This window comes from Hymenobacter sediminis, assembly GCF_003231285.1.
In the GTDB taxonomy this organism is placed as follows: domain Bacteria; phylum Bacteroidota; class Bacteroidia; order Cytophagales; family Hymenobacteraceae; genus Hymenobacter; species Hymenobacter sediminis.
The window spans coordinates 356,273-382,351 of the sequence record NZ_QKNS01000002.1 but is presented as its reverse complement, the minus strand read 5'-3'; the positions used below and the strand labels follow the sequence as shown (position 1 = coordinate 382,351).

The 26,079-nt window shown below is 59.7% G+C and carries 23 protein-coding genes; 10 read left to right on the top strand and 13 right to left on the bottom strand.

Annotated elements, in window-relative coordinates:
• Nucleotides 1–79: 79 nt before the first annotated feature.
• The 5 genes from DNI29_RS08175 to DNI29_RS08150 form a co-directional block, all read right to left on the bottom strand.
• A complete protein-coding gene (locus DNI29_RS08175; protein WP_317048747.1) occupies nt 80–406 on the bottom strand; it encodes a GxxExxY protein in 327 nt (108 codons plus the stop codon).
• 162 nt (nt 407–568) lie between these two features.
• Nucleotides 569–901, bottom strand: coding sequence for an arsenosugar biosynthesis-associated peroxidase-like protein (locus tag DNI29_RS08170; protein WP_110977593.1), 333 nt, complete (start codon nt 899–901; stop codon nt 569–571).
• Nucleotides 902–1,382: 481 nt separating this feature from the next.
• Nucleotides 1,383–1,934: a heme NO-binding domain-containing protein gene (locus tag DNI29_RS08160; RefSeq protein ID WP_162303552.1), complete on the bottom strand. Its 552-nt coding sequence runs from the start codon at nt 1,932–1,934 to the stop codon at nt 1,383–1,385.
• A gap of 127 nt (nt 1,935–2,061) precedes the next feature.
• Entirely contained in the window at nt 2,062–2,979 is a 918-nt protein-coding gene (locus DNI29_RS08155; protein WP_110977590.1) for an anti-sigma factor, read from the bottom strand.
• Nucleotides 2,980–2,981: 2 nt separating this feature from the next.
• The gene (locus tag DNI29_RS08150) at nt 2,982–3,539 is read right to left on the bottom strand and encodes an RNA polymerase sigma factor (RefSeq protein WP_238388043.1); all 558 of its coding nucleotides are present in this window, start codon (nt 3,537–3,539) and stop codon (nt 2,982–2,984) included.
• Between the two features lie 239 nt (nt 3,540–3,778).
• On the opposite strand from DNI29_RS08150, the gene DNI29_RS08145 reads away from it, so the two are divergent.
• The 3 genes from DNI29_RS08145 to DNI29_RS08135 all read left to right on the top strand — a co-directional run bounded on the left by DNI29_RS08145 (nt 3,779) and on the right by DNI29_RS08135 (nt 6,803).
• Complete coding sequence (locus tag DNI29_RS08145) at nt 3,779–5,179, top strand: NAD-dependent succinate-semialdehyde dehydrogenase (protein WP_110977588.1); 1,401 nt, start codon at nt 3,779–3,781, stop codon at nt 5,177–5,179.
• Between the two features lie 180 nt (nt 5,180–5,359).
• Nucleotides 5,360–6,328, top strand: coding sequence for a helix-turn-helix transcriptional regulator (locus tag DNI29_RS08140; RefSeq protein ID WP_110977587.1), 969 nt, complete (start codon nt 5,360–5,362; stop codon nt 6,326–6,328).
• A gap of 82 nt (nt 6,329–6,410) precedes the next feature.
• The gene (locus DNI29_RS08135) at nt 6,411–6,803 is read left to right on the top strand and encodes a RidA family protein (RefSeq protein WP_110977586.1); all 393 of its coding nucleotides are present in this window, start codon (nt 6,411–6,413) and stop codon (nt 6,801–6,803) included.
• 87 nt (nt 6,804–6,890) lie between these two features.
• On the opposite strand, the gene DNI29_RS08130 is transcribed toward DNI29_RS08135, so the two are convergent.
• On the bottom strand, nt 6,891–7,280 hold the full coding sequence (locus tag DNI29_RS08130; RefSeq protein ID WP_110977585.1) for a ribosomal maturation YjgA family protein: 390 nt from the start codon (nt 7,278–7,280) through the stop codon (nt 6,891–6,893).
• A 136-nt stretch (nt 7,281–7,416) separates the two neighbouring features.
• Between DNI29_RS08130 and DNI29_RS08125 the strand changes: the two genes are divergently transcribed.
• The gene (locus DNI29_RS08125; protein ID WP_110977584.1) at nt 7,417–8,202 is read left to right on the top strand and encodes an oxygenase MpaB family protein; all 786 of its coding nucleotides are present in this window, start codon (nt 7,417–7,419) and stop codon (nt 8,200–8,202) included.
• Between the two features lie 430 nt (nt 8,203–8,632).
• On the top strand, nt 8,633–13,162 hold the full coding sequence (locus tag DNI29_RS08120) for an Ig-like domain-containing protein (protein WP_110977583.1): 4,530 nt from the start codon (nt 8,633–8,635) through the stop codon (nt 13,160–13,162).
• A 225-nt stretch (nt 13,163–13,387) separates the two neighbouring features.
• Here DNI29_RS08120 and DNI29_RS08115 read toward each other — a convergent pair whose 3' ends face one another.
• The gene (locus DNI29_RS08115; protein WP_110977582.1) at nt 13,388–14,437 is read right to left on the bottom strand and encodes an LLM class flavin-dependent oxidoreductase; all 1,050 of its coding nucleotides are present in this window, start codon (nt 14,435–14,437) and stop codon (nt 13,388–13,390) included.
• A gap of 207 nt (nt 14,438–14,644) precedes the next feature.
• Between DNI29_RS08115 and DNI29_RS08110 the strand changes: the two genes are divergently transcribed.
• Genes DNI29_RS08110 through DNI29_RS08100 form a run of 3 tightly spaced genes read left to right on the top strand, consistent with a single transcriptional unit; the run spans nt 14,645 to nt 16,858 of the window.
• Nucleotides 14,645–15,433, top strand: coding sequence for an SDR family NAD(P)-dependent oxidoreductase (locus DNI29_RS08110; protein ID WP_110977783.1), 789 nt, complete (start codon nt 14,645–14,647; stop codon nt 15,431–15,433).
• A 46-nt stretch (nt 15,434–15,479) separates the two neighbouring features.
• On the top strand, nt 15,480–16,118 hold the full coding sequence (locus DNI29_RS08105; protein WP_110977581.1) for a sulfite oxidase-like oxidoreductase: 639 nt from the start codon (nt 15,480–15,482) through the stop codon (nt 16,116–16,118).
• Nucleotides 16,115–16,858, top strand: coding sequence for a ferredoxin reductase (locus DNI29_RS08100; protein ID WP_110977580.1), 744 nt, complete (start codon nt 16,115–16,117; stop codon nt 16,856–16,858). Before DNI29_RS08105 ends, DNI29_RS08100 begins: the two co-directional genes overlap by 4 nt.
• A gap of 48 nt (nt 16,859–16,906) precedes the next feature.
• Here the strand turns inward: DNI29_RS08100 and DNI29_RS08095 are convergent, their stop codons facing one another.
• From DNI29_RS08095 to DNI29_RS08085, 3 genes are all read right to left on the bottom strand, one after another.
• The gene (locus DNI29_RS08095; RefSeq protein ID WP_110977579.1) at nt 16,907–17,677 is read right to left on the bottom strand and encodes a YdcF family protein; all 771 of its coding nucleotides are present in this window, start codon (nt 17,675–17,677) and stop codon (nt 16,907–16,909) included.
• A 172-nt stretch (nt 17,678–17,849) separates the two neighbouring features.
• Complete coding sequence (locus DNI29_RS08090; RefSeq protein WP_162303551.1) at nt 17,850–18,194, bottom strand: thioredoxin family protein; 345 nt, start codon at nt 18,192–18,194, stop codon at nt 17,850–17,852.
• A gap of 136 nt (nt 18,195–18,330) precedes the next feature.
• Nucleotides 18,331–20,112, bottom strand: coding sequence for a DUF885 domain-containing protein (locus DNI29_RS08085; protein WP_110977577.1), 1,782 nt, complete (start codon nt 20,110–20,112; stop codon nt 18,331–18,333).
• 140 nt (nt 20,113–20,252) lie between these two features.
• On the opposite strand from DNI29_RS08085, the gene DNI29_RS08080 reads away from it, so the two are divergent.
• Nucleotides 20,253–21,446, top strand: a complete 1,194-nt coding sequence (locus DNI29_RS08080; RefSeq protein ID WP_110977576.1) for a lactonase family protein — start codon at nt 20,253–20,255, stop codon at nt 21,444–21,446.
• A gap of 115 nt (nt 21,447–21,561) precedes the next feature.
• Nucleotides 21,562–22,059 (top strand): hypothetical protein, encoded by a 498-nt coding sequence (locus tag DNI29_RS08075; protein ID WP_110977575.1) that lies wholly within the window; start codon nt 21,562–21,564, stop codon nt 22,057–22,059.
• Between the two features lie 86 nt (nt 22,060–22,145).
• Here DNI29_RS08075 and DNI29_RS08070 read toward each other — a convergent pair whose 3' ends face one another.
• The 3 genes from DNI29_RS08070 to DNI29_RS08060 form a co-directional block, all read right to left on the bottom strand.
• On the bottom strand, nt 22,146–22,700 hold the full coding sequence (locus DNI29_RS08070) for an SMI1/KNR4 family protein (protein ID WP_123823119.1): 555 nt from the start codon (nt 22,698–22,700) through the stop codon (nt 22,146–22,148).
• A gap of 128 nt (nt 22,701–22,828) precedes the next feature.
• A complete protein-coding gene (locus DNI29_RS08065) occupies nt 22,829–24,382 on the bottom strand; it encodes a carboxylesterase/lipase family protein (RefSeq protein WP_110977573.1) in 1,554 nt (517 codons plus the stop codon).
• Between the two features lie 213 nt (nt 24,383–24,595).
• Nucleotides 24,596–25,795 (bottom strand): acetate/propionate family kinase, encoded by a 1,200-nt coding sequence (locus tag DNI29_RS08060; protein WP_110977572.1) that lies wholly within the window; start codon nt 25,793–25,795, stop codon nt 24,596–24,598.
• Between the last annotated feature and the right edge of the window lie 284 nt (nt 25,796–26,079).

Genomic DNA, 26,079 nt, shown 5'->3' with positions numbered 1-26,079 from the left:
GATTAACGCTGATTCAGGTGATTTCGCTGATTTCTGCTGGGCAACTTAGAGTGACTTAGAGCTGTTGACTTTATATGGATCAGTGGCTTTTTACAAAGCGCTTATAGCTCAGGCTCTTTTCGCCAAAGTTTAGGAGTAGACCTACTTCCAACTGAAAAGCTGTCAGATAGTTAATAATCTGAGCGTGATGCAAATTGGTTAGTTCATGGGAGGCTTTCAACTCTACTAACACCACGTTATCTACCAGAAAATCAACCCGACGGGCTCCAACCGGCTCGTTGCGGTAGAACACCGTTCGGTCAATCTCTCGTTCGAACGGTAGTCCGGCATAGCTCATTTCTACGGCTAGGCTACGCTGGTAAATTACCTCTGGGAACCCATTCCCCAAAGTCGCATGCACCCGCATAGCGCACCCAATAATCTCCTTTGTGAGAGCTGAATAGGCGTATCTAGTATCAATCATGTTTATGCCATTCTATAGCATACGTATTCTTGTACTTGACTCTCAGCAAGCGTAAACAGCTAGCAGTAATCAGCGAAATCACTGTAATCGGCGCGAATCAGTGATTCACATGGAGAGGTCTTTAGCTTTGTTCATCATCTGCACGCCGTGAACCAGAGCCGCGCCGCCTTTAATAGCCGCGGCTACGTGCACGGCTTCCATCATCTGGGCTTCGTCGGCTCCTTTCTGAAGAGAGTCAGTGGTGTAGGCGTCAATGCAATAGGGGCACTGTACGGCGTGGGCTACGGCCAGGGCAATCAGTGATTTTTCTCGCTCCGTGAGGGCGCCGTCCTTGAAAACTTCGGCGTAGTAGGCGAAAAACTTGTTGCCCATTTCAGACTGCCACTCCGTGATGTTACCAAATTTGGCCAGGTCGGCGGGGTTGTAATATGTGCTCATGTAAGAGGGTTGGAAGGATGGTAAGGGGTAGGAAAAGGTAAGGGAAAATCCCTAAGCAACCGGCTACTACCTTTCTTACACTACCCCTATCCTGCTGACTATATGCACCCAGTTGCAGCCAACTGCGGGGGTAGGCAATGCTTACCCGGCGGGCGTTCAACCTACTTCTCAAGGCCAGCTGTGGGACTTACTGGGCAGGCAGCACCAGCGCGGGCAAGGCACTATGCAGCAGCACCTGAGCCGTTACATTACAATGAAAAAGCTGACCCAGGAAGCTACGCCGGCGGGCATGGGTACAGGGGCTGAGGAGCAGAAAACAACAACCCAAGAACCCGTTTGCCTCCGGCCTTTAAACTGCTACATGTCAGTTGACCAGATGATTTCAGTCATAGTGAACCCTAAACCACGCCGCCCTCCTACCCCTCTTCTTAGCAGTAAACCTGCCGCTCTTAGCTGACTTCTGCCTCCTACCCCTTTCTTCTCATCCAACGGACTTGACGCGCCGCACCCGAATCCGGACTTCCTCGCCGTTTTCGCTGGTAGTAGGCTCAACTTTAATCACGTCGGCCTCATCGTAGTACTTGGCTAGGCCGCGCACAATGCCAACTGCCAGCGCGCCCATGCGGCGGGCCGATACGTAGTCGATAAACAGTTCATCGGGCCCAACGCGGGTCACATGCAGCACGGGCGGGGCATTTTCGGCGTGCTCACTGCGCACCTGCCGGTGCATGGTACCCTCGGTGTGCTCCAGCATGTCCAGGGTAGTCCACTCCGGCTGCAGCAGCTTCTGGTACATATACATCAGGTCGGGCACCAGGTACTCACCGAATTTCTCGTGCAGTTCCGTAGCCGAGAGGCCCGTCATGGTGGCAGCTTCCCCTACCAGCCGGTACATGTGTTCATCGGGGTATACATGCTTGTGGTCGAAGTCGGCGGCGGTCAGCCCAGAATTTTCCAGCAGCTGAATCCAGGTGCTATGGTCATACTGCGTCTGAACGTAGCGCTTAAGCAGGGTAAAGATGGTTCCGTGCACAGAAAAAGGTCTTGATGGAAAATCGGAAGATAGCCGAAAAGCCTTTACGTGAATCTGGCCCTATACGATAAAGAGCAGGCCGCTCGCGCGACCTGCTCTTTGCTTAACCACCTGATATTCTCAAGAATTACAGGTTACCGATTACCGTCATGGTGCTCAGCGTGGGCGATGCTACCCCGCCTTCGTCCTCCACCGTCATGGCAAAGGCCTGGGCGCTGGCAATGTCTTTCATCTGCTGAATGCTGTCACCGGCGGCAGTTGCCGTAGCCAGTACCCCGGCATCAACGGGCTTGCCGTTGTCGAGGGCCCAGAGCTGGTACTGCTTGCCGGCGGGCGGTGCGGGCAGGTTGCGGACATCCACGTACACGGCCTTTGTTTGCTGGTTGTAGTACACACGGGCCAGAGCGTTGGGAGATTTGGGCGTACCTTTCAGCTCCACGGCGCGGAATGCCTCGTTGCGCAGTACCCGGAGCTGCTCATCACGCTCATTAAGAGCCGCTTTTTGGGTAGCCGCGTAGCGCGACTGCTCCGTTTGGGCCACTTCCAGGTTGGCTTCCGTTTCCTTCAGCCGGTTGTAGAGCAAAAAGTTGCCCAGAGCGCTCAACACCAACAGGGCCACGGAGGCTGCAATCAGCCAGCGCGTCCGACCGCTGTTGCTTTCCTGGGCAGGCATCTGCCGTACCACCGCGCCGTCAGCAGAAGGGCTAGGCACTGCCGCAGCCGGAGCCGAGGTAACGGCCACCATCTGGGGCGGAGTGGTGGCACTGGTGCCATTAGATGCCGACACGGCGCTGGGTTCTGGCTTTTCCGTTTCCCGGATGGCCTGCTGCCAGCCCTGCAATACCCGGTCGCGCATTTCGGCGGGTGGGGTAATGGCATGGGCCTCAGCATACGCATCAAGGCTGCGTACAATAGAATCTAACTCCCGGCCAATTTCCGGGTGTTCCCGTGCGATGCGCTCGACTTCGGCGCGCTCGACCTCATTAAGCACACCCAGGGCGTACTCCTCAAGGATACCTGATTCGATATACTCCTGTACGTTCACGATTACCGAATCAATTTAGATAATACTTTGATGGCCGCCCGGGCCCGGGTTTTTACCGTGCCGAGCGGAAGGTTCAGTTCTTCTGCCACTTCGCTTTGCGTAAATCCGCCGAAATAAAGCAGGTCCACGATTTGCCGCTGCTCCGGATTCAGCTGGTTCGTCATTTCCTGCAAGCCAATGTGCTCAGGCCGGAACGAGGGTTCGGCGGCCTGGCGCAGCGCTGCACTTTCTTCGATTGGCTGCGTACGACTACCTACGCGGTACTGTCGGGACCGGATTTTGTCGATGGCTAAATTTCGACACACATTCATGACCCAAGTAAACAGACGACCTTTTTCGGCATCGTAGGAAGGGAATGAGTGCCATATTTTGACCATGGCTTCCTGCAACACGTCCTCGGCAATTTCTTCTTTTTTCACGATGCGCATAATCACACCGTATAAAGCTGCGGAGTACTTGTCGTAGAAGATGGTCATGGCCCCTTCGTCCCGGTCGCGCAGGCGTTGCACGAGCAGAACTTCAGTTTCGAGGGCAGCTGACTCTGGAGTGGGAACAGACACGGGCAGCAACTAAAGGAAACGGAGCGGCGTAGCACAGCCGACCCCGCAGATGAAACGAAAGTACTGGATAAACCTAAATTTCGGCGCGCGGGCACCCAAAAAGTGCAACTTATACACCTGGGCCGTACTGCTACGGCACTCGCCTCGCTGAAGTTACCAAGGCTGAGCTTAACCCTAAAGCCACCTGCCTTGTTTGTCTTCTGGCTTTGCCGCAGGCCCCACCCCTACCTTTCCTTCCAATGGCCATCGAATCCTTCAATCCTTACACCGGCCGCGTCGAGCGCCGCTTCCGTGCCTTCAGCTGGAGTAAAACTGAGCGTATTCTAACGCAGGCGCATAAGGCTTTCAGCGAGTGGCGGACTACCCCCTTTGAGCTGCGTAGCCGCCTGATGCACCGCGCCGCTGACTTACTTCGCGAGCGGCAGGACGAGCTGGCCCGCCTGATGGCCATTGAAATGGGCAAGCCTGTGGTAGATGGTCGCGCTGAAGTACAAAAGTGCGCCCTCACCTGCGACTACTACGCCGAGCACGCCGAGCAGTTCCTGGGCGACGAGGAAATTAAGACCGAAGCCCAGCACAGTTTTATCTCGCACGAGCCCATTGGGGTAGTGCTGGCCGTGATGCCCTGGAACTTCCCGTTCTGGCAGGTGGTACGCTTTGCTGCCCCGGCCCTGATGGCGGGCAACGTGGGGTTGCTCAAGCACGCCTCCAACGTGCCTCAGTGCGCCCTGGCCCTGGAGCAGATTTTCCACGATGCTGGCTTTCCGCCTGCCATCTTCCGTACCCTGCTCATTGGCTCCGACCTGATAGGCAAGCTGATTGAGGACGACCGGGTGAAGGCCGTAACGCTAACGGGGTCGGAGCCGGCCGGCGCCCAGGTGGCCGCCACCGCTGGCCGCGAAATCAAGAAAACCGTTCTGGAGCTAGGTGGCTCCGATGCCTTTATTGTGCTGGCCGACGCCGATGTGGAGCTGGCCGCCAAAACCGCCGCCCAGGCCCGCATGATTAACGCCGGCCAGAGCTGCATTGCCGCCAAACGGTTTATCGTGGAGAAAGGGGTAGCCAAGGAGTTCGTGGCGAAGATGAAAGCCCACCTTCTGGCCTTCCAGACCGGCGACCCACTCGACGAAGCCACCCAGTACGGCCCCTTGGCCCGCCCTGATCTGGCCGATGAGCTTACGCAGCAGGTAGAAGACTCCGTGAAACAAGGTGCCAAAGTGGAGCTGCACGGCGGCCAGAGCAAGCCCGGCACCGCCTTGTTCCGCCCTACCATCCTCACGCGCGTGAAACCCGGCCAGCGGGCCTACGAGGAGGAGTTCTTCGGGCCCGTAGCTATTATTCTGGAAGCCAAGGACGCCGACGATGCCATTCGCCTCGCCAACGACTCGCGTTTCGGGCTGGGCGGCTCCGTCTGGACGCGAGATGTGCGGCGTGGCGAGCAGCTGGCGCGGCGCGTAGAAGCCGGAGCCGTATTCGTGAACAGCATGGTGAAGTCGTCGCCGGAAATGCCGTTCGGGGGCGTCAAGAAATCGGGTTACGGCCGGGAGCTTTCCCACTTGGGCATTCGGGAGTTCGTCAACCAGAAATCTATTTGGGTGGCCAAAGAAACCAAGCCGGAAGCTCAGAAGAAGGTAGAGTAGTTTGCAGAGGCGGCAGGCCAATCGTTTCAGCAACGAGTGGTTTTGGTGATGGTCGAGTCAATCGACTTTCGCCTACCCCCTGTTGCCCTTCAGAACCATACTAGCGAGTACCTTTGCGGCCCAGCAGCTAGTAGCCCCACTAGCTGCCCACGCCACTGGTACTCTCTTTTTATCTGGGTAATGAATCGATTTGACCGCGTCACGGCTATCCTGATTCAGTTGCAGGCCAAGCGCACGGTGAGCGGCCCTGCCTTAGCGGAGCAATTCGGCGTGAGTTTGCGCACCATTTACCGCGACCTTCGCACCCTGGAAGAAGCCGGCGTGCCCCTCCTGGGTGAACCGGGCATAGGCTACTCCCTGGTAGAAGGCTACCGGCTGCCGCCCGTGATGTTTACCCGCGAAGAAGCTACAGCCCTACTCAGCGCTGAAAAGCTGGCGGCCCGCCTCACCGACGCGCCCACCGCCCGCCTCAGCGGCGCCGCCATGGACAAGCTGCGCGCCGTGCTGCGCCGTCCCGACCGCGACCATCTGGAAACCCTGGCTCCCCACATTCAGGTATTAAGTCCTCGCGAACAAGCCGGCTCCCCCGAGGCCTATCAGCAGCTGGTAACCGCCATTGCCACGCGCCGGGTGGTGCGCCTGCACTACCAGTCCGCCGATACCGCCGCCCCCTCCACCCGCGACGTTGAGCCCGTCAGCTTGTATAGGAGCCGGGTATGGCACGTAGTAGCTTACTGTAGGCTGCGCCAGACGTTCCGGGATTTTCGCCTGGATCGGATTCAGCACCTAGCGCTACAGGCTGAGATGTTTACCCCGCGCCCCGAAGCGCTCCGGCTGCATTGGGTTACCCAGGCTGCGCAGCGGCCCCGCGAAAAAGTAGTGCTTCGGTTTCAGCCCGCGGCCATGCTGCTGGCCCTGGTCCAGCATCTGCAGGATACCAAGTACCAGTACGGTTGGGCCCAGGAGCAACTATTGCCGGATGGCAGCCTGGAAATGACCTTTCTAATCGGTGACCTGCCCTACCTAGCTACCTGGTTGCTACCCTACGCCGGGGCCGTAACCATTCTTGAACCCGCGGCTTTGGAAGAGCATCTGCGCGAGCTAGCCAAGCGGGTATATTCTTTTTTTGCGGGCCCGAAAACATGCTGACATAGGGCTGTCAGTGGGCGCCTGAACCTTTGTAGAGTCGAATGTGACAAACAGATTTTCACACCACTTTACAAAGCCAAAAATGGAAAAGCGCACCATTGACCCCTGGAAATGGGGTGAGCAAACCAACTCCGTACAAGCCGTTGAAATCAAGCAACCCGCCGGCACGCTCTACTGCTCCGGGCAGGTAGCCATTGATGCCGAAGGACGCCCCAGCACCACCGACATGCGCAGCCAGTTGCAGCAGGTTTTCCAGAACCTGGAGCAACTAATCAGCGAGGCAGGGTATGAGTGCCAGGGCATAGTGCGGCTGAACGTGTACACCACCTCAGTGGCGGAGTTCTTCACTACCTGCACCGATATCTACCAGGGCTGGATTGCCCGACACGGCATCAAGCAAGCTACTACTATGGTAGAGGTGCAGGGCCTCTTCGCGGGCCTAACCATCGAGTTAGAAGCCACCGTAGTGAAATAGGCTCCTCCGTAATTAAGCCACCCCGAGGGCAGGTGTACTACTTGCTCTCGGGGTGGCTTGATTATTTATAGCCCGCGTCGCGCGTGTTCAGGCAGCCTTGGAGCGCTGCCCAATCTGCTCCAGCCCTACCCCTACCAGCACGCCCAAGGTGTAGCACAGCAAGTCGCTCCACAGAAAGCCCTGCCCCAGCACCAAGCGGCCGGGTGTGGTAACGCGCAGAGCATTTAGCCAAGGCGCTTGATACAACTGGCTCGCCTCAATAAGAAACGCAAATACTAGCGCTACTGCCGCCACCCGCCGCCTACTCCACTGGGGCCAGCCAAACCCTACCAGCCAAAACACCAGCAAGGCCCAGAGCGCGTCGCCGACGTAGGCCCCCACCCAGGCGGGCAACGCGGCCTGATAGCGGCGGGAAGCCAGGCCCAATGCTATAGTAAGCAGGCTTAGAGTGGCATACGCAAGGCGGTTTCTATTCACTAGCGAGAGAAAATATAAGTGCGGAAGCAAAATTAGTATTTACTTTGTATTTCAAAGTAATTTGCAATGCATCAAATCACAAACGCGCCGCACTGGATGCTGCTCCGGTTCGTTTGCGACCTGACTACGCTAGCCTATGGAATACTTCGTAAATCAAGAATCAGTGGTCCGCACCATCTGGGGCAAGGCCGATACGGTGCTGTTTATTTTCGCTGGGGCCGCCGCCGAGTTTGCCGTGAACAAGGCCGTGGACTGGCTTTACTTCACCGGCCGCCTGCCCGCTGACCCGCTGGGCCGCCTATTTTCTACCGTAGAATATGCCCGGCAGATTGTGTTTGCTGACCGTGCCGGGGCCGAGCAGGCTATTGATACCATTACGGCCATTCACCAAGCCGTGGAAGCCAAGCGCGGGCAGCGCATTCCGGCATGGGCTTACCGCGACGTGCTCTACATGCTCATCGACTATTCCATCCGCTCCTTCGAGCTGCTGGAGCGCCGGCTTTCGGAGGTGGAAAAAGCGGAGGTATTCACGGTGTTTTGCCGGGTAGGCCAGCGCATGGGCATCCCGGAGTTGCCGGCCACCTATGGCGCCTGGCTCGCGGACCGGGAGCAGCACCTGGCCCAGGACCTGGCGCATAGCCCTTTCACTACCAACCTCTACCAGCAGTACCGCAAGCACCTGGGGCCTTTGCGCTACCGGTTGCTCCTGCAAGGGCAGGCGCTGGTAGTGCCCGAGCCGGTGCGCCAGTTGTTGCGGCTGGGCCGGCGCTCCTGGCTGCGGCCGGTGGTGCCCCTCTACCGCCACACCCAGCACCTGGCCCTGAGCCAGTGGGTAAAAACCAGCCTACTCCCCACGGAGTACCGGGCCCAGATCAAGGCCCTGGATGTGGAGCCGCCGCTGCCGATGCGCCGGGCCGCTTAGCTAGCTGAGTTTTCGGGCTAGCCGCTCTGGTAGGAGGTAAGCAAGCCTGCTAGCCAGAGGAAAAAAATCTTGTTGTGGGCGTTTGTTTTTTAAACGTCGCACTGACACCCATACCACCTGCTATCCGGGCCACTTGCCTCCGGATGGCAGGTGGTTTTGCTTGTGCGCTAAGCGTATGGGCTTGTGGCTAAAGCCTAAATATCAACGAGAAGAGCCTCTAACACTACTTGCATAAGGTCCCTAAACGACAATACATTAGCATTATTGGCTACCACCATTGAATTATTCCAGACTATTCTCCTACCTCCTTTACCCGTCAATAAGCCCAGTCTTTGGGCTTGTGCTGGCAGTGCTCCTTCTGATTTATAGCTGAACCACTTCGGCTCCCGCTCTTTCGTCCCAACCTTTTTGTCCCACAAACCCCACCCGTATGAAAATAACCTTCTACAAGTGTGTCCAACGAGTCCGTACCCAAGGCTTGGCTTTACTCGGCGGACTCTTCTTCCTGAGCCAGGCGCCGGCCCAGGCCCAGCAGCAGCTCGTCTGGGAAGAAAACTTCAATGGCACCACCATCAACCCCAGCACCTGGACCTTTGACCAGGGCGACGGGTGCGCTCAGGACGTGTGCGGCTGGGGCAACAGCGAGTTGGAAACCTACACCAACCGCCCCGAAAACGCCCGTGTGGAAAACGGCAACCTCGTCATTGAGGCCCGGCGCGAAAACTACCAGGGCAAGGCCTTCACCTCGGCCCGCCTGAAAACTCTGGGGCGCGTGCAGTTCAAGTACGGCACGCTGGAAGCCCGCATCAAAGTGCCGAACCTGCAAAACGGGCTCTGGCCGGCCTTCTGGATGCTGGGGGCTAGCGGCACCTGGCCCGCCAGCGGCGAAATCGATATTATGGAAATGGGTTCGGCCGCCGCTATTCAGGCAGGCCTGACCAACCGGCGCCTGGGCGGGGCTACCCACTGGGAAAACAACAACTCCCACGCCGCCTACGACACCCACTACGACAGCCCTACCGACCTCACCGCCGACTACCACGTGTACCGCATGAGCTGGGACAGCCAGTTCATCCGCATGTTCATCGACGGGCACGAGTACTACGCCATTGATATTTCTAAAGCCGCGGCGGCCGACCTGGAGGAGTTTCACCAGGCCCAGTTTATTCTGCTGAACCTGGCCGTGGGCGGGCAGTACACCGGTATCTACGACCAGAACGCCATTTCGGCGCCCCTGCCCGGCCAGATGCTGGTGGACTACATCCGCCTCTACCAAAGCCCCGGCGACGAGCTGTACCTGGGCTCTAACAACAGCATTGCCGGCGACTTTGGCATCTACACCGAAAACCCGGCCATCACCAACCGGCTCAGCTACGGGCAGGATGCCAACCTCTACATCTGGAACAACCTCACTAACATTGCCGGCGCTACCCCCTTTGAAGGGCAGGAAGTGCTGGCTTTGCGCGCTAACGCCGGCAACTGGTTTGGCCTCGGGGTCGATAACCAGGTAAAAAACCTGGTGGCCTTCAACAATGGCGCCCTGAAATTCCAGTTCAAGACTTCCTACGCCGGGCAGTTCAAGTTCGGCATCAAGTCGGGGGCCGGGGAAAGCTGGGTGGATTTTCCGGCTGGCGTAACCAAGCACGGGCTGCTGCGCGACGGACAGTGGCACGAGGTGGTCATTCCGATGTCGGCATTCGGCAACGGCGACCTGGGCTCGGTGACGCAAACCTTCATGTTTGCCGGCGACGCGGCCAGCTCCCAGGCCGATTTCTACTTTGATAACATCTACTACAGCGGCGGCGTGGCGGCCAACCCCGCTCCTACTGTCAGCGTGACCTCGCCCACCAACGAGGCCCTGATTATGACGCCCGCTACCCTTACCCTCACGGCTAATGCCGCCGACGCCAACGGCTCGGTAACCAAGGTGGAGTTCTACAGTGGCTTTACGCTCGTGGGCACTGCCACCACCGCGCCCTACAGCGCCACCTGGGCCAACGTAGCGCCCGGCGTGTACACCATCACTGCCAAGGCTACGGACAACGAAGGGGTAGTAACTACTTCGGCCCCGGTAACCGTGTTTGTGGCTGCACCTAATAACGTAGCTCCTGCCGTTAGCCTGACCTCGCCCACGGCCAGCAGCAGCTTTACCACGCCCGCTACCATCACCCTGGAAGCCAATGCCACCGACTCCGACGGCACCGTGTACAAGGTAGAATTCTATAACGGCTCCACCCTGCTCGGCACCGATTTCACCAGCCCCTACACCTACACCTGGAGCGGGGTAGCGGCCGGCACCTACTCCCTCACGGCCCACGTAACGGACAACGGCAAGGTTTCGACGACCTCGGCTCCGGTAAGTGTCACGGTGAAAACCAACGTTATAGCTGGCCCCAACTTCGGGGTGTACACCGATAACGCCCAGATTTCCGACAAGCTGGTATTTGGGCAGGATGCGAACCTGTATATCTGGAACAACCTCAGCAACATCGCCTCCCCTACCCCCTTCGAGGGTCCGAACGTGCTGGCCCTGCGGGCAGCGGCGGGCAACTGGTTTGGCTTCGGCATTGCCAACGACATCAAGAACCTGGCGGCTTTCAAGGATGGCTCCCTGAAGTTTCAGTTCAAGACGTCTTACGCCGGGCAGTTCAAGTTTGGGGTGAAAACCGGCGGGGCGGAGGGCTGGGTTGATTTCCCGGCTGGCGCCACGCAATACGGCCTCCAGCGCGACGGGCAGTGGCACGAGGTGATTATTCCGCTACGTGCTTTCGGCAACCTCGACTGGGCTAGCCTGGAGCAGTCGTTGATGTTTGCCGGTGACGCCCCCGCTGCTCAGGCCGACTTCTTTTTCGACCATGTATACTACAACACCCAGCCGGTGGTAGTAGCCCCCGTGACCTACTGCGGCACGGCTGCCAGCGGCGACTACAGCTACGCCGTCACGACTACCGGCACCAGCGTGAACTTCACCTTCCACCCTTTGGGTAGCGTGGCCGGCGGCAACCTGGCGATTCTCTACGTGAACGGACCCGGCTATAGCATGACCAAAAATGCGGCCGGCGACTTTACCTACACCCTGCCCAACCAAACGGCTGGCCAGGCCCTGAGCTTCTACTTCACTTACGCCGTGCCCGGCGCCGGGGAGCGGAACTCGGCTGCCGTGCCCCACAGCTACACAGTAGGCACCGTATGCGGCAGTACGCCTGCTCCCGCCGCACCCACGGTTAGCCTCACGTCGCCCACGGCTTCGGCCAGCTTCACGGCGCCTGCTACCATTACCCTCACAGCAAACGCAGCTGATACCGACGGAACCATCACGAAAGTGGAGTTCTACCAGGGCACTACCCTGCTGGGCACCAGCACCGCCAGCCCCTACACCTTCACCTGGACGGGCGCCGCGGCCGGCAGCTACTCGCTCACCGCTAAAGCCTACGACAACGCTGGCCTTTCGACTACCTCCGCAGCGGTGGCCGTAACCGTAACGGGCGGCACTACCCCCGGCGGCGACGCGGGCGGCTACTGCGGCACCGCTGCCAACGGCGACTATAGCTGGAAAGCCGTGACGAGTGGTTCTGATGTGACCTTTACCTTCCACCCATTAGGCGCCACGGCCGGCGGCAACCTGGCCATTGTGTACGTGAACGGCCCCGGTTACGGCATGACTAAGAACTCGGCCGGTGACTTTACCTATACCGTAGCTAACCAAACCAGCGGCACGGCCCTGAATGTGTACTTTACCTACCAGGTAGGTCCCGGCGGATTGGAGCGCAACACTGCCGCTACCCCCCACTCCTACACCGTAGGCGCCAGTTGCGGCGCGGCCCCTGCCAACGTGGCTCCTACCGTGGCCCTGACTTCGCCCACCGCGACCAGCTTCTCGGCTCCGGCTACCATCACGCTCACGGCCAACGCAGCGGATACCGATGGCAGCATCAGCAAAGTAGAGTTTTACCAAGGCACTACCCTGCTGGGCTCCGATGCTACGGCTCCCTACAGCTTTACCTGGAGCAACGTGGCGGCCGGCAGCTACTCCCTCACGGCCAAGGCATATGACGACAAAGACCTGACGGCTACCTCCGCTGCGGTAGCTGTTACCGTGAGCATCCCGGATGCTGATGGTGATGGTTACCCGGCCAACCAGGACTGCAACGACCAGGATGCCAGCATCAACCCCGGCGCGAAGGACGCCTGCGGCATCGACCGGAACTGTGATGGTAAGATTGACCTCCCGGCCCAGACGGCGCCAACTATTGCGGTGCAGCCGGTGCTGCCGGTTTACACCGGTGGCGACGACCTCACCATCTATCTGGGCTACGGCTCGCCGGCGGTGGTACTCACGGCCAGCGCGCCGGGTGCCCGCAGTTTTAGCTGGTCGCCTTCTACCTGCCTGAATTTCAACAAAGGCGCCAGCGTTGTTTTCCTGCCGACCAAGGCAGGCCGCTACCCCCTCACCGTTACGGCAACCAATGCGGCGGGCTGCACAGCCAGCTCCTCGGTTACTATCACGGTTATTGATGTGAGGGGCGGTAAAATTGATGGCAAGGTGCAAATCTGCCACCAAGGCAAAACCCAGGAGGTAAGTGTGCTGGCTGTGCCTGCCCACCTGCGCCACGGCGACCAGCTCGGCAGCTGCCCCACCACGGCGGCCCGCCCGGCCCTGGCGGTGGCAGCGGAGCCTGCAACGACTTCATTAGTTGCGGCTACCGATGTGAGCTTCTACCCCAACCCGGCCCAGGGACGCATCAGCCTGGATGTTGCCCTGGCCCAGACTACGCGCTACAGCCTGAGCATCTATGACCTGAAAGGCTCCCTGGTGAAAACTATCAGCAGTGGACAATCGGAAGGCGGGCAGCAACTGAACCTGACCTGGGACGCCCAGGAGTGCGCCAATGGCATTTACCTGGTGCGGCTCATTACCGATCAGACCGTCATCAACAAGCGCCTGGAAATCCGTCATTAACCGAAAACAAACCTGGCTATCAGCAAAAAAGCCCCAACCGCTCGGTTGGGGCTTTTTTGCTGATGTTGTTTTATGCTGCGTGAAAAGACTTCCGCTGAAATGAGAACGTCATGTCGAGTTGGTCGAGACATCTCGCGTGCTGACATATGATTACCACCACAACCTCAACATGCGAGATTCCTCGGCTCCGCTCGGAATGACGGGCTTATACGCCAATGCCTGTTGCTACACCTGATTAGGTACCACCTCCAGTTTCACGGCGTTCTGGGCAGTGCCTTTCAGTTCGGCCAGGATTTCGTAGGACCGCAGGCGGGCAGCGTGCTCATAGATGTGCGACACCACCATTACTTCCTTCACTTGCGTTTTCGCCACAAATTGGTCCAGCTTGCGGGCAATGGTTTCGGGGCCACCAATGAACACGTAGGTCATCATCTGGCGCACGGCGGCTTCTTCGTAATCAGTCCAGTAGCCGTCCATGCTCTCCAGCGGCGGTTGCAGGGGCAGCGTGGTACCCCGAATGATGCCCAGGGCAAACACATAGAACGAGGTAGCCAGGCGCTCGGCTTCCTCGTCCGTATCGGCCGCAATGACGTTGATGCAGGCCATGGAATACGGCTCTGAAAGCTGCGCCGAAGGTCGGAAGTTGTTGCGGTACAGGTTCAGGGCCTCGTGCAGATAGGTAGGCGCGAAGTGGCTGGCGAAGGCGAACGGCAAGCCCAGCAGGGCCGCCAGCTGGGCGCTATAGGTGCTGGAACCCAGCAGCCAGATCGGAATATCGAGCCCCTCGCCCGGCACGGCCCGCACCCGGCTACCCCGGTTTTCGGCTGAAAGGTAGGTTTGCAGCTCCTGCACGTTCTGCGGGAAGTCGTTGGCGGCCGTGTGCTGGTCGCGGCGCAGGGCCATGGCCGTGAGCTGATCGGTGCCGGGGGCGCGGCCCAGGCCCAGGTCGATACGGCCGGGGTAGAGCGTGGCCAGGGTACCAAACTGCTCGGCAATAACCAGCGGGGCGTGGTTGGGCAGCATGATGCCGCCCGAGCCCACCCGAATAGTAGAAGTTCCGCCCGCTACGTGCCCTATCAGGATGGACGTGGCCGACGAGGCAATGCTGGCCATGTTGTGGTGCTCGGCCAGCCAGTAGCGCTGGTAGCCCCACTGTTCGGCGTGGCGAGCCAGATCCACGGTATTGCGGAAGGTATCGGCGGGGGTGTAACCGGCCAGAATGGGGGCCAGATCCAGCACCGACAATGTGAGAGAAGCAAGCGGGGCGGTAGTCATATCGACGAAAAGTAAAGTTCTGATAGCAAGCTTTATGCATTTGCTACCCTTGGTTCCGGAAGCAACCCATCGGCTTGAATTGCACTCCTTGGGAACGAAGGCTAGAAAACCAAGCCGGGGCGCTAAAGGTTTAGCGTGTGTTGCATCTGGTCGTCGGGGCCACGCCGTATGTTTCTCGGTGTAGGCTCTATCTACCTTACTTTCTGCATGGAAAACAGACAACTGACCGACAAAAAAGCAGTCATTACGGGCGCTTCCAGCGGGCTGGGCTTTGCCATGGCGCAAGCCCTGGCCCAGGCCGGTGCCACCGTACTTATCACGGCCCGCAGCCGCTCCAGCCTCGACGACGCCCTTTCGCGCCTGGGTGCGCTGAGCGGCCGCGTACAGGCCCGCGTCCTTGATGTGCGCGACGAAGAATCCATTGCCGCTACCGTGGAGTGGGTGCGCACCCAGTGGGGCTCCCTGGATTTGCTGGTTAATAACGCTGGCATCGGGATGCGCACCGTCAACCCCGATTTCATGACCTCGCCTCAGCCTTTTTATGAGGTTAGCGCCACCGGTTTCCGCGACCTGCTCGACACCAACCTGACGGGGTACTTCCTGGTAGCTAAGGCATTTGCGCCGCTATTTGTAGCGCAGGGCCATGGTAAAATCGTGAACATCTCCATGAACCACGATACCATGCGGCGCAAGGGCTTCATTCCTTACGGACCATCGAGGGCCGGGGCGGAGTCTTTGTCGCTGATTATGGCCGAGGACCTGCGCGAACACCACATTGATGTGAACATGCTGCTTCCCGGTGGGGCCACCGAAACCGGCATGATACCCGAGGAGCAGCGCGCGGCCCTTGCCGGCCGCGTTGACCTGCTCCCGCCCGATATCATGGCCCGGCCCATCGTATTTCTAGCTTCCGATGCCAGCACCGGCATTACGGGTCAGCGCATTGTGGCCACGGAGTTTGAACAGTGGCTGACGGAGCAGGCTGTGACCCAGTAGCCTGAACCCACGGTCCGGACTTCCGTTTTCCCTCCCCCCTTTCCTTATGCAGAACTCCTTTTTCAATCGGGGTTTTCAGCGCAAGCGGCCCGCCAGCCAGCATGTACTACCCCCCGGCCAATACGAAACCCAGGATTTTCCGGTGCTCAGCGCCGGGCCCACGCCCCGCATCGGCACCACCAAGTGGTCCTTCGGGCTCGATGGGCTGGTGACGAATCCGCAACAATGGAGCTGGACCGAGTTTAACGCCCTTCCCCAGCAAGATTTCACCGTAGATATTCACTGCGTAACCCAGTGGTCGAAGTTTGGCACCCAGTGGCGCGGCGTGAGTCTGGATGCGCTACTGGCCCTCGCGGGTCCTACCCCCGAGGCCCGCTACGTAATGGCCCACTGCTACGGCGGCTACACCACCAACCTCCCCCTAGCCGACCTGACTGGCGGTAAGGCATTTATAGGGCTGGAGTACGATGGTAAGCCCCTGGCAGCCGACCACGGCGGTCCGGCCCGACTAGTAGTGCCCCACCTATACTTCTGGAAAAGTGCCAAGTGGGTCCAACGCCTGGAGTTGCTGGCCGAGGATGCTCCTGGCTTTTGGGAGCGGGCCGGCTACAGCATGTACGGCGACCCGTGGAAGGAGCAGCGCTACCTCGACGATGACGAGGACCTGGCCGCCGGCACCCGATGAGCCGCTTAGAATGGCAGGTAGCCACCGTAGAAGCTGTGCTGCCGGAAACGCCCCGCGTGAAAACGTTCGTGCTGCGCCTGCCTCATTGGCAACCCCACCGCGCCGGCCAGCACTACACGCTCCGCCTTACCGCCCCCGACGGCTACCAGGCACAGCGCAGCTACTCCATTGCCTCCCCGCCCGAGCAAACCGGCCAGATTGCCCTCACTATTGAGTTGATTGAGGAAGGCGAAGTTTCAGGCTACCTCTTCGAGGGCGTGCAAGCCGGCGACCAGCTGGAGGTGCGCGGGCCTATTGGTGGGTATTTCGTGTGGGAAGCCACGCGCCAGGCCGGCCCACTCCTGCTAGTGGCCGGTGGCTCGGGGGTAGTACCGCTCATGGCCATGCTACGCCACCGCCAGCAAGCCAGCGTGCCAAATCCCACTGTGCTGCTTTACAGCGTCCGGACGCCGGAGGACGTTATTTACGGACAGGAGCTGCAGGCCATGGCCGCCACTGATTCTACGTTTACCCTGCTGCTCACCTTCACCCGCCAAGCACCCACCGGCTGGACCGGCTACCAACGTCGCCTTGATGCGGCCCTACTGACCGAAGTACTACGCCGATTTCCTACCTCGCCCCAATGCTTTATCTGCGGGCCAAACGGGCTGGTTGAAGCTGCCGCCACGGGCCTGGCTGCCCAAGGTGTGCCGCCAGAAAACATCCGGACTGAGCGGTTTGGCCCTAGCAGCAACCCCTAACGGCAGCCACTTTAGGAAGTACTCAGATCTGCTACTCCGCTACCCTCCTTACGCCAGGTAGCCGCGCACTCGGTACACCACGTACCCTGCCACCTCATGCACCAAAATACCCCAGAGGCGCGGGGCTTCGTCGCTGGGAATCAGCCAGTAGGTAAGGGTAGGCTGCCGGTCGGAGGAATAGAAAGAGGCTGGAAAAACAGATGGCTGTAGCCCTACCCCCCGGAAGCAGCCTAAGGCCCGGCGCTCATGAAAGGCAGAGGTAATCAGGACGATAGACTTAATTTCGGGATGTTGGGCCAGCAGGCTCTTGGTGTTGAGGGCGTTTTCGCGAGTGTTGCGGCTGCGGGTTTCCAGCAGAATATCTTGGCGGGGCACGCCGGCCAGCCGCAGCAGAATACCCAGTTCCTCTGCCTCCGTGCGGGTTTTGGCTCCCCCCAGCGCCCCGGAGCCCCCGGATACGATGATCTTGCGGATATAACCTGCGCGGTACAGCCACAGCGTGTGCAGCAACCGGTCGGCGCCCTGCTCCACGTACACCCGGTCGTGCGGCGACTTGCGGCCGTTAGTGATGCCCGTCAGCAGCACCCCGGCATCGTGGCGGCCCAACTCCCTGAGGGTTACCGGCGGTACTTCCCAAGCCAGCAGCGCTTCGTTTACCAAAGCCCCGTTGGTGAGCACCAGCGCCAGAACCAGCGCCGCCACCTTTAGCCGGTGCCCCCAGCGCGACTTGCGCAGTAGCAAGGCCAGTACCAACAGCCCCACCAGCCACAGCGTGGGCGACAGGATAAAATCCAGCAGTTTAGATAAGACAAAAAACATAGCGCAAAGCTACGCCCACCACGCTCATACAACTCAATTCCTACCCCCACTCTACCGATCAAACCCAACCCCGACCTCTTGCTTATACCGCAAAAAAGCGGCCAGGCACTCCTGACCGCTTTTTCCCTGTCGAAAAGAAGAAAACTAATGTAGCCTGCCGCAGGCTAGGCTACTAAGCAACCACCGCTTCCTCGGGGCAGGTTTGCAGGTTGTTGAGCATCTGCAGCACTTCTTCCTCGGTTCGCAGCGTATCGCACTCTACCAGGCGGCCCCGGCAGTAAGCCACAAAGAAAGGCGCCACTTTGGTGTCCATCATTTTGCGGGCCACGGGGTTTTCGTCGGCATCGAGGCGCAGAAAAACCGTTTTCTGAAATTGCGGCTCGGTAGCATACCGCTCGAATGGCGGGGCCAGCAGGTCGCACACGGCGCAGTTCTCAGAAGTGAATTTAGCCAGCACCCGAGGGTAGTCGTGAATGAGGGTGCGCAGGCCCTGGTCGTTGGTATCAATAACTTTCATGCAGTAGGGAAAAGGTGCCAGAGGAGGGTACAAACCAGGTACGATCCGCACAGGTTTTCCGGCAGACAAAAAATCCGACCCGAAAAATTCCTTTTTGGGTCGGATCTTCATTCTCTACGGCTGAGCTTCTGATTGGTTAGCTGCTCTTCACCATCATCTGGCGGATGTACTTCACGGGGGCGCTGCCGTAGCTAAGGAACTGCTCGTGGAAGGCTTTCAGATCAAAGCTCTTGCCCTGCTGCTTTTTCAACTCCTGGCGCAAATCATAAATTTCGGTGGAGCCAGTGAAGTAGCTGCTGAGCTGCACCTGGCTCAAGGTAGCGCGGCGCCACTTGTTGCGGGCCTCGGCTTCCTCCTGAAACCCGTCGCGCTGGAGCAGGGCCACGGCCTGCGGCTCCGTGATGTTGCCCGCCTGCACATCGTGGTCGAGGATGGCGTTCAGGGTCACGCGCATATTCCACTTGTCCCACATCAGCCAGATTTCGTCGGTGTTACCCCCGTAGCCGCTTTCCAGCATCATGCGCTCGGTGTACACGGCCCAGCCCTCAATCATAGCACCGTTGCCGAAGATGGATTTCACCAGCGAGGGGCTGCGGTTGGCATACACCAGTTGGGTATAGTGGCCCGGAATGGCTTCGTGGATGTTAAGAATCTGGAGGGTGTACTGGTTGTATTCGCGCAGGTAGCTTTCGGCCTGGGCCGCTGTCTGCCCGTCGAGGGGCTCCACGTTGTAGTACGTGTTGGCGGCTTTGTCGTAGGGTCCGGGAGCCGAAATGCTGGCGCCGGCGCCACTGCCGCGCATGTACAGGGGCGTTTCGCGCACTACCAGGGGCTTGGTCGGGTCCTGGGTGAGCAGCTTATGGTCATCTACCCACTTCACGAGGGTAGGCATCTGGTCTTTCACGGCCTGCACGAAGCCGGCGGGGGTAGCGTGCTTTTCCGAAAGCTTGCTGATGACCTGCTTGATCAGGGCCACCGAATCAGTGGGCGCGGTCTGGCCGGGGAAGTACTTGGGCCAGAGACGAGCAGCACGCTTGCCCATGTCCTGGAGCAGCTCCTGGCGGTGCTGCTGGGCCTTCTGGTACACTTGGTCGGCGGAGTACGTAGACTGGATATCCAGCGCGAACTTGCGGTCAAACAGCGGCTTGCCGATGCGGAAACTCCGGAACTTGCCGGCCGGTAGTACTTCCTGCTGCAGAAAGCGCACGTAGCCTTCCATCACGAGGCGGGTGGTAGCAATGCGGCTCTGCAGGTCCTTTTTCTCCTGGGCCGTCAGCCCCGACTTCGCCACCGAATCTTGCAGAGCCGGCCCGAATACGGCCAGCCCGCCCTGGGTTTGCAGAATAGCCAGGTTGGTATGCTCGCGGGTGGGCGTCTGGATGTTCTGCTTGGCAGCCTCGTAATAGTCGGCTGAGCGGCTGATTTTGCTGCTGATGGCCCGCAGGCGGCGGTCGAGGGGGTGGTAGCGGCCGTTCAGGATTTCGGCTACCGAAGAGCCCAGGTTGTAGCCGGCCGGGTTCCACTGCCAGTCGCGTAGGGTATCGGCGTAGAAGCGCGCCGACTCCAGGTAGTTCTGCAGCAGGCGGTAGTCGGTCTGGTTGTTTACCGACAGATCCTCAACCTTGAAGATTTCCATTTCCTTGCGGCGGCGCGCCAGGGCCGCGGCCTCCGTCTGGCGGCGGCCCGCCGTGGGTATCACCAGCAGCGAATCGTAGCGGTGGTAGCCGGCCGAGGAGGCCCACTCGGGGTTGTAGTACCACAGGGAGTCAATGAAGCGCTGCTTGTACCGGTCGAAGTCGGCATCAACAGTTTCGGGGGTACCGGAGGTGGGCTTGGAGCCGGAGTTGCAGGCACCGAGGGCCGCCAGGCCCGCCACAGCAGCCGCCAGCACCAGCCGGGAAGGGTAAGAATTCATCATAAATACAAGGAGAAGGGGTAGTCCAAGTGCTAAGGTAGCGGACAAGGACGCAGAAACAGGGCGGGCGTTGCGGGAAGCATTGATATGCCACATTTTATCCCATTTTTACATTCTTCCTATCTAACGCCCTACCCTTCTCTATGTCCCAGCCTACCCGCAGCCGCCGTAACTTCCTTCTGACCCTTAGCGCCGGGGTAGCCGGCAGCGCCTTGTTGGCGGCCTGCGCCCGGGCCGGTTCGGGCTCCTCCGCTGCCAACAGTTACTTGGTGTATGTAGGCACCTATGGCCCGGCCGACCAAGACAATATCTGGCTGTATCGGTTGGAGCCAGCCACCGGGGCCCTGACGCGGGTTACGGGAGCGAAAGGCGGGGCCAGCCCCTCCTTCCTGACTGTAGATGCTAAGCACCGCATCCTCTACGCCGTGAATGAGGTGGACAATTATCAGAATACGCCCAACGGCGGCGTCAGCGCCTTTGCTATCGACCCCAAAACCGGCGGCCTGACGTTGCTGAATCAACAAGCATCGGGCGGCACCATCCCGTGCTACATCAGCCTAGATAAACAGGGCCGGCACGCCCTGGTGGCCAACTACGGCAATGGCACGGTGGCTGCCCTACCCCTCGGCGAGGGCAGAAAGCTGCTGGCGGCTTCTTCGGTGGACCAGCACACGGGCCACGGTCCGCACAAAAACCAAACGAACCCGCGCGGCCACTGCATACTCCCTGACCCGTACGGCAAATACTGCTTTGCCGTGGATTTGGGCAATGATACCGTGTACGGCTACACCCTGGCTTCCGGGGGCCAACTGCAGCGCCTCCCTACCCCTGCCCACCAGACCAAGCCCGGGGCGGGGCCGCGCATCCTCACCTTCCACCCCGGCAAGCCCTGGGCCTACCTCATCAACGAACTGGACTCCACCATGACGGCCCTGGCCTACGACGCTAGCAAGGGCACTTTCCAGGAAATCCAGACCCTGACGACCCTGCCCGCTGGCTTCACCGAGTGGAACGCCTGCGCCGACGTGCACGTGTCGCCCAACGGCAAATTTCTCTACGGCTCCAACCGAGGGCACAACAGCCTGGTGGTGTACGCCATTGACCCAGGCAGCGGCCGCCTCACGCTGGTAGAGCACGTAATGCTACCCGGCAAAACCCCGCGCAGCTTCACTTTCGACCCCAGCGGGCGGGTAGTGTTAGTAGCCCACCAGCAGTCCGATACGGTGGTTACCTACTTCGCCGATGCCCGCACCGGCCGCCTCACCCCCACCGGCGTGAGCGTACCCATGACGGCCCCCGTGTGCCTGCAAGTGTACCCCGATTTCCTGCGCAGCTAAGGGGCAGTAAGTACAACTGAACAGTGGTACTATTTCGGCTGGCTTGACGTTTGCTTAGCGGCTCTGGGCGCTTTGCATCAGCAAGCCAGCCGATTCCTATTTTCTACCCGTTGTTATGAAACGCTTTGGCGGCCTGGCTTTGCTGGCCCTTCTCCCGCTCTCCTTGCGCGCTCAGCAGGCTGGCTCGGTGCAGCGGCTGGATGAGAGCAACGGCTTCCGGGGGCTGCGCTTCGGCGCTCCGCTCACCGAGGCCCTACACCTGCGCCTGGTGCAGGACAGCGGCGACGAGAAGATTTATGAGCGCACCGATGAGGATTTGCGGCTGGGCTCGTTCTCGGCCGCCCGCATTCACTACAAATTTTTCCGGGACCAGTTTGCCGCCGTCACCATCATCGTGAAGGGCACGGAACACGCCCAGCGTGTGCTGCCTACCTTCCAGAACGTATATGGGCCGGGCAAGATGGAAGGCTTTAGCTGCAAGTGGCAGGGCCGGCAGGTGGCCCTCTCCTGCGCCTCCTGGAGCGACGACAACGCCATCCTGGCCATGTCGAGCCTACCCCTCACTGCCCAGATGAAGCAGGCCAAAGCCACGCCCAAGCCCGCGGGTAAATAGCCTAGCAGAAATTCAGTGCTATTTCTCTGCCTTACTAATATGAATCATAGCCAAGCATTGGTTGCATACTGACTGCTTTCAGTGCGTTAACCATGCTCGGCCAATTGTGCTATTTGGTCTAATTCAGCCCAAATAGATGGCACATGCACATTGATCTTTCTGATGGACTGCCTAGTCTTTACTAGGTGCTTAATTTGGTTAATTAACCAGTCAGTGAAGCGTCCGTAGTCGATATACTCCAGCCCGAGGTCCGAGTCAGACTTAATGATGCACAACTTAACAGGAGGGTTATTGGAGCCAAGCAAGAAATAGAAGAAGCTGTAGCCTTGCCATTCACCGAATACAAAGCCACCGGGCTCTAACGCGGCTTCGTTTTCAGCCAGCAAGTCACGGGCAGATTCCCAGAAGCCTTCCAATGACCCAAGCTTAAAATCCTGGTCAAGTGACCTTAATGTTGTGTGCCCGCACCACTGCAGAAACAGCCGGTAAGCAAGCGGAAACTGCACTCCATAGGCCTTCTCCTGTGCAGCTATTTCAATTTCAGAACAGCCTAGCACAGTATTTTTGTTCTCTAGACCTGCGTTTACCAAGAATTGACCAAGACGATTGTAGAAAGCGTGCATGAACTGAATGTGTGCCAAGAAAAATAGATACGTGAAGGTCCGTTAGTAAGCAGAAACCCACTTAGTATCAATAATAAATTGTTAGACCTCTTTTTCTCGTCTGTATTCATTTTTCGGACCTTCATATAAGACCAACAGCCCTAGGTTTACCGGCGGTAGCCCTGCACCGGGAAGGCCGGGTCTTCATAGGGAGCCAACACGGGCTCCGGCTGGCTGTTGGCTTTGAAAATCATGACTTCGCGCCGCTCCGGGGTGTAGCGCGGCCAATTGGGGCCGGGCTGCCCGGTTTTGATGAATCGGGCCCAGTGTGCGTGCATGGCCGTGGCCAGCGCGGGGTTAGAGGCTTTGCTCGGGGCACCGGGGGTAGCGGCAGCCGTGGCCGCGGAGGAGCTGCCCTCCGGTGCATTCCACACGAAGGCTAGCTCCTGGGCATGCGTAGGCTGGGTGCGGGCATCGGTGTAATCGAAGCGGTAAAGCCAGGTAGGCGTGCCCTGGGCCGCCAGCTGGTTAGCTAGGCGGTAGGTGGACAGGCGGTAGAGGTAATCGGTCAGAACGGTGTTCCAAGCGGCTTCGTCGGGCTCCTGGCGGCGCTGCTTTTGGTATGCCCGCCACACAAACGGGCTATTGGCGGGGCCGAAGGTGAGGCGCAACGCCTCCTCACTCGGCTGATGCAGTACTGAGCCAGGTCCGCTAAACAGGCGAGCTTCAATTAGATTAGACCCTAGCAGCACCCGTACCGGCCGCGCCTGGCGCAGATACTCCGCCGGCGGGGCCGTGATGGTTCGCCCATCCAGCACCGGCCCGAACACCTGCAGCCCCCCCGACCCATTGGCGAAGCGGCCCTGGGCCCGCACCAGCGAGTCGGCGGGTAGGCGGAGCAGGGCGCGGGCGTCGGTGGTTTTCAGTTCCTGCAGCAGCTGCCGGGTCACGCTGGCGGCCGTAGCCGTGTCGCGGACGGCCTGCACGGCGCCGCTTTCCAGAATGGCCTGCTGAAACAGGCCCTGGGCGGCGGGCGTCACCAGCAGGCCACCCACCAGCTTGGCCCCCGCCGACTCGCCCATGATGGTTACCCGCTTAGGGTCACCGCCAAAGGCAGCAATGTTTTGGTGCACCCAGCGCAGGGCCGCCACGGCATCGAGCAGGCCGCAGTTGCCAGCCTGGGCGTAGTCGGGCCCCAGCTGGTTGCCGAGGTGCAGAAAGCCCAGGCTGCCCAGGCGGTAGTTGATGCTCACGGCCACTACCGTATCCTGGTCGGCAAAGGTCCAGGAGTCGTTGTCCTGCCCTGCGCCGCCGGTAAAGGCCCCGCCGTGCATCCATACCACTACCGGCCGCCGTTTGGCTACGGCCGGCGCCCACACGTTCAGGTACAGGCAATCTTCGGAGCCCTGCACGCCCGTGGGCCCGCCTGTTTGCGTGGCCCGGCTGCTGAACTGCGTGGCCGAAATAGTGCTGCCGTAACGCTTGATGGGCTGGGGCGGCCGAAACCGCAGCGGCCCCACCGGCGGCTGCGCGTACGGAATCCCGCGGAATACCCGCAGCCTACCCTCCTGCACGCCCTGAACCTTGCCTTGCTTGGTTTTCACCACTGGGGCTACCTGTTGCGCCTGAACTGCTGGCAGGCTGACGCCCCACCAAAGCAGCGCAACGCTCACTAGTTTCCAGGTATTGAATTGGCTATTAAGCCAGGACATGTGCATCATACGGGGGCAGGAAATAAGGAATCAGAATGGTTTGAATCAGCGCTTAGCTACTGATTAACAGGCCGTCGGTGCGTTGGCTCTGGCATGGTGCTGGGGTTGCTCCACTACCCTGGGGTAGCAGGCTTACCTACCGCAGATCTTGTAAGGGTTTGCAGATCATGTCCTGATGCTCGTTAGCATCAGCAAACCAGCCCGCTACCGGAAGCTAAAGGCTTACTTTGTCAGCAGTTCGGCGCACTGGCTGGCAATGGCCAGTTCCTCGTTGGTAGGCACTACCAGCACCTTCACGCGGCTGCCTGGCCGACTGATTTCCCGAATGCCGGGGCGGCGCTGCTGGTTTTCTGCCTCATCCAGCTCAATGCCCAGGAACTCGAGCCCCTGGCAAGCTTTCTGACGCACCAAGGCATCGTTTTCGCCTACTCCGGCCGTGAACACCACCGCATCAAGCCCACCCAGCACGGCCGCGTAGGACCCAACGTACTTGCGGATGCGGTAGGCATACAGGTCGTAGGCCAGGGCAGCGCGGATGTCGCCTTGCTCCAGGGCTTTCGTGATGTCGCGCATATCACTGAGGCCAGTGAGGCCCAGCATGCCGCTTTCCTTGTTTACGAGGTTGCTGATTTGCTCGGCCGAGTAGCCCAGCTGCCCCATCAGGTGGAGCACAATGGAGGGGTCCAGGTCGCCGGTGCGGGTGCCCATCACCAGGCCGGCCAGCGGACCGAAGCCCATGCTGGTATCGAGGCAGCGCCCCGCGCGCACGGCGGCGGCACTGCAGCCGTTGCCCAAGTGCAAAGTAATAAGGCGGGCATCGGGCAGGCCCAGGTGGGCGGCAGCCTGTTGAGCTACGTACTGGTGGCTGGTGCCATGGAAGCCATACACCCGGATGCGCTCCTCCGTGTAAAGCTGCTCAGGCAGAGCGTAGCGAAAAGCATACTCGGGCAGGGTCTGGTGGAAAGCCGTGTCGAATACTGCTACTTGGCGGGCCTGGGGAAAGATGCGCTCGGCCACCTCAATGCCCAGCAGGTTGGCCGGGTTGTGCAATGGAGCCAAGGCAAACAGCCGCCTGATTTCGGCCTTCACTTCGGGACTTATTTCGGTGGTAGCCGCAAAGGTTTCCCCGCCGTGTACCACCCGGTGCCCTACTACCTCTACCTCGCTGGGGTCGTGCAGTACACCCTGTTCCGCATCGGTCAGCAGGGCTACTACCTCGCGTAGGCCGGCTTCGTGGTCGGGCAGGGCCAGGGTGCGGCGCGTCTCCCGGGGCGTTTCCGTGGTAAATACTTTGTGGGTGATGGTGGCATTAGGGTAGCCGATGCGCTCCACCAACCCGCTGCACACCGGTTGCTGGGCCGGCCACCGAAAAAGCTGATACTTAATAGAAGAGCTACCGGAGTTGACGACGAATATGTTCATGCAAAGTGGCTTGCCCCGCTAGCCGCCAGCTATTCCGCTGTTAGGCTAAGCAGCTGAGGCAGGTTTATTTTGTGAGGGAGTATGCAGTATTTGGGCGCCAAAGTACAAGGCTTTGCTTGCAGAGCCCATGTTATTCCTGAGTTGAGCCGCTGCGGGCCCGACTATTTTACGCAGAAGCCCGCTTCCATAGCCATCCTACTCGTTTTCTACCCCTTGTTTCGCTTACAACCCCTTCAAGAAGCGCCTTATTGGTTAGCTGACCTTTGTGCGCTACAGCGTCACGG

What these genes read in the sequence shown, in the direction of transcription:
- DNI29_RS08175 (WP_317048747.1), bottom strand. Translation starts at nt 406, where the DNA reads ATGCGGGTGCATGCGACTTTGGGGAATGGGTTCCCAGAGGTAATTTAC.
- DNI29_RS08170 (WP_110977593.1), bottom strand. Translation starts at nt 901, where the DNA reads ATGAGCACATATTACAACCCCGCCGACCTGGCCAAATTTGGTAACATC.
- DNI29_RS08145 (WP_110977588.1), top strand. Translation starts at nt 3,779, where the DNA reads ATGGCCATCGAATCCTTCAATCCTTACACCGGCCGCGTCGAGCGCCGC.
- DNI29_RS08140 (WP_110977587.1), top strand. Translation starts at nt 5,360, where the DNA reads ATGAATCGATTTGACCGCGTCACGGCTATCCTGATTCAGTTGCAGGCC.
- DNI29_RS08135 (WP_110977586.1), top strand. Translation starts at nt 6,411, where the DNA reads ATGGAAAAGCGCACCATTGACCCCTGGAAATGGGGTGAGCAAACCAAC.
- DNI29_RS08125 (WP_110977584.1), top strand. Translation starts at nt 7,417, where the DNA reads ATGGAATACTTCGTAAATCAAGAATCAGTGGTCCGCACCATCTGGGGC.
- DNI29_RS08120 (WP_110977583.1), top strand. Translation starts at nt 8,633, where the DNA reads ATGAAAATAACCTTCTACAAGTGTGTCCAACGAGTCCGTACCCAAGGC.
- DNI29_RS08115 (WP_110977582.1), bottom strand. Translation starts at nt 14,437, where the DNA reads ATGACTACCGCCCCGCTTGCTTCTCTCACATTGTCGGTGCTGGATCTG.
- DNI29_RS08110 (WP_110977783.1), top strand. Translation starts at nt 14,645, where the DNA reads ATGGAAAACAGACAACTGACCGACAAAAAAGCAGTCATTACGGGCGCT.
- DNI29_RS08105 (WP_110977581.1), top strand. Translation starts at nt 15,480, where the DNA reads ATGCAGAACTCCTTTTTCAATCGGGGTTTTCAGCGCAAGCGGCCCGCC.
- DNI29_RS08100 (WP_110977580.1), top strand. Translation starts at nt 16,115, where the DNA reads ATGAGCCGCTTAGAATGGCAGGTAGCCACCGTAGAAGCTGTGCTGCCG.
- DNI29_RS08095 (WP_110977579.1), bottom strand. Translation starts at nt 17,677, where the DNA reads ATGTTTTTTGTCTTATCTAAACTGCTGGATTTTATCCTGTCGCCCACG.
- DNI29_RS08090 (WP_162303551.1), bottom strand. Translation starts at nt 18,194, where the DNA reads ATGAAAGTTATTGATACCAACGACCAGGGCCTGCGCACCCTCATTCAC.
- DNI29_RS08085 (WP_110977577.1), bottom strand. Translation starts at nt 20,112, where the DNA reads ATGATGAATTCTTACCCTTCCCGGCTGGTGCTGGCGGCTGCTGTGGCG.
- DNI29_RS08080 (WP_110977576.1), top strand. Translation starts at nt 20,253, where the DNA reads ATGTCCCAGCCTACCCGCAGCCGCCGTAACTTCCTTCTGACCCTTAGC.
- DNI29_RS08075 (WP_110977575.1), top strand. Translation starts at nt 21,562, where the DNA reads ATGAAACGCTTTGGCGGCCTGGCTTTGCTGGCCCTTCTCCCGCTCTCC.
- DNI29_RS08065 (WP_110977573.1), bottom strand. Translation starts at nt 24,382, where the DNA reads ATGATGCACATGTCCTGGCTTAATAGCCAATTCAATACCTGGAAACTA.
- DNI29_RS08060 (WP_110977572.1), bottom strand. Translation starts at nt 25,795, where the DNA reads ATGAACATATTCGTCGTCAACTCCGGTAGCTCTTCTATTAAGTATCAG.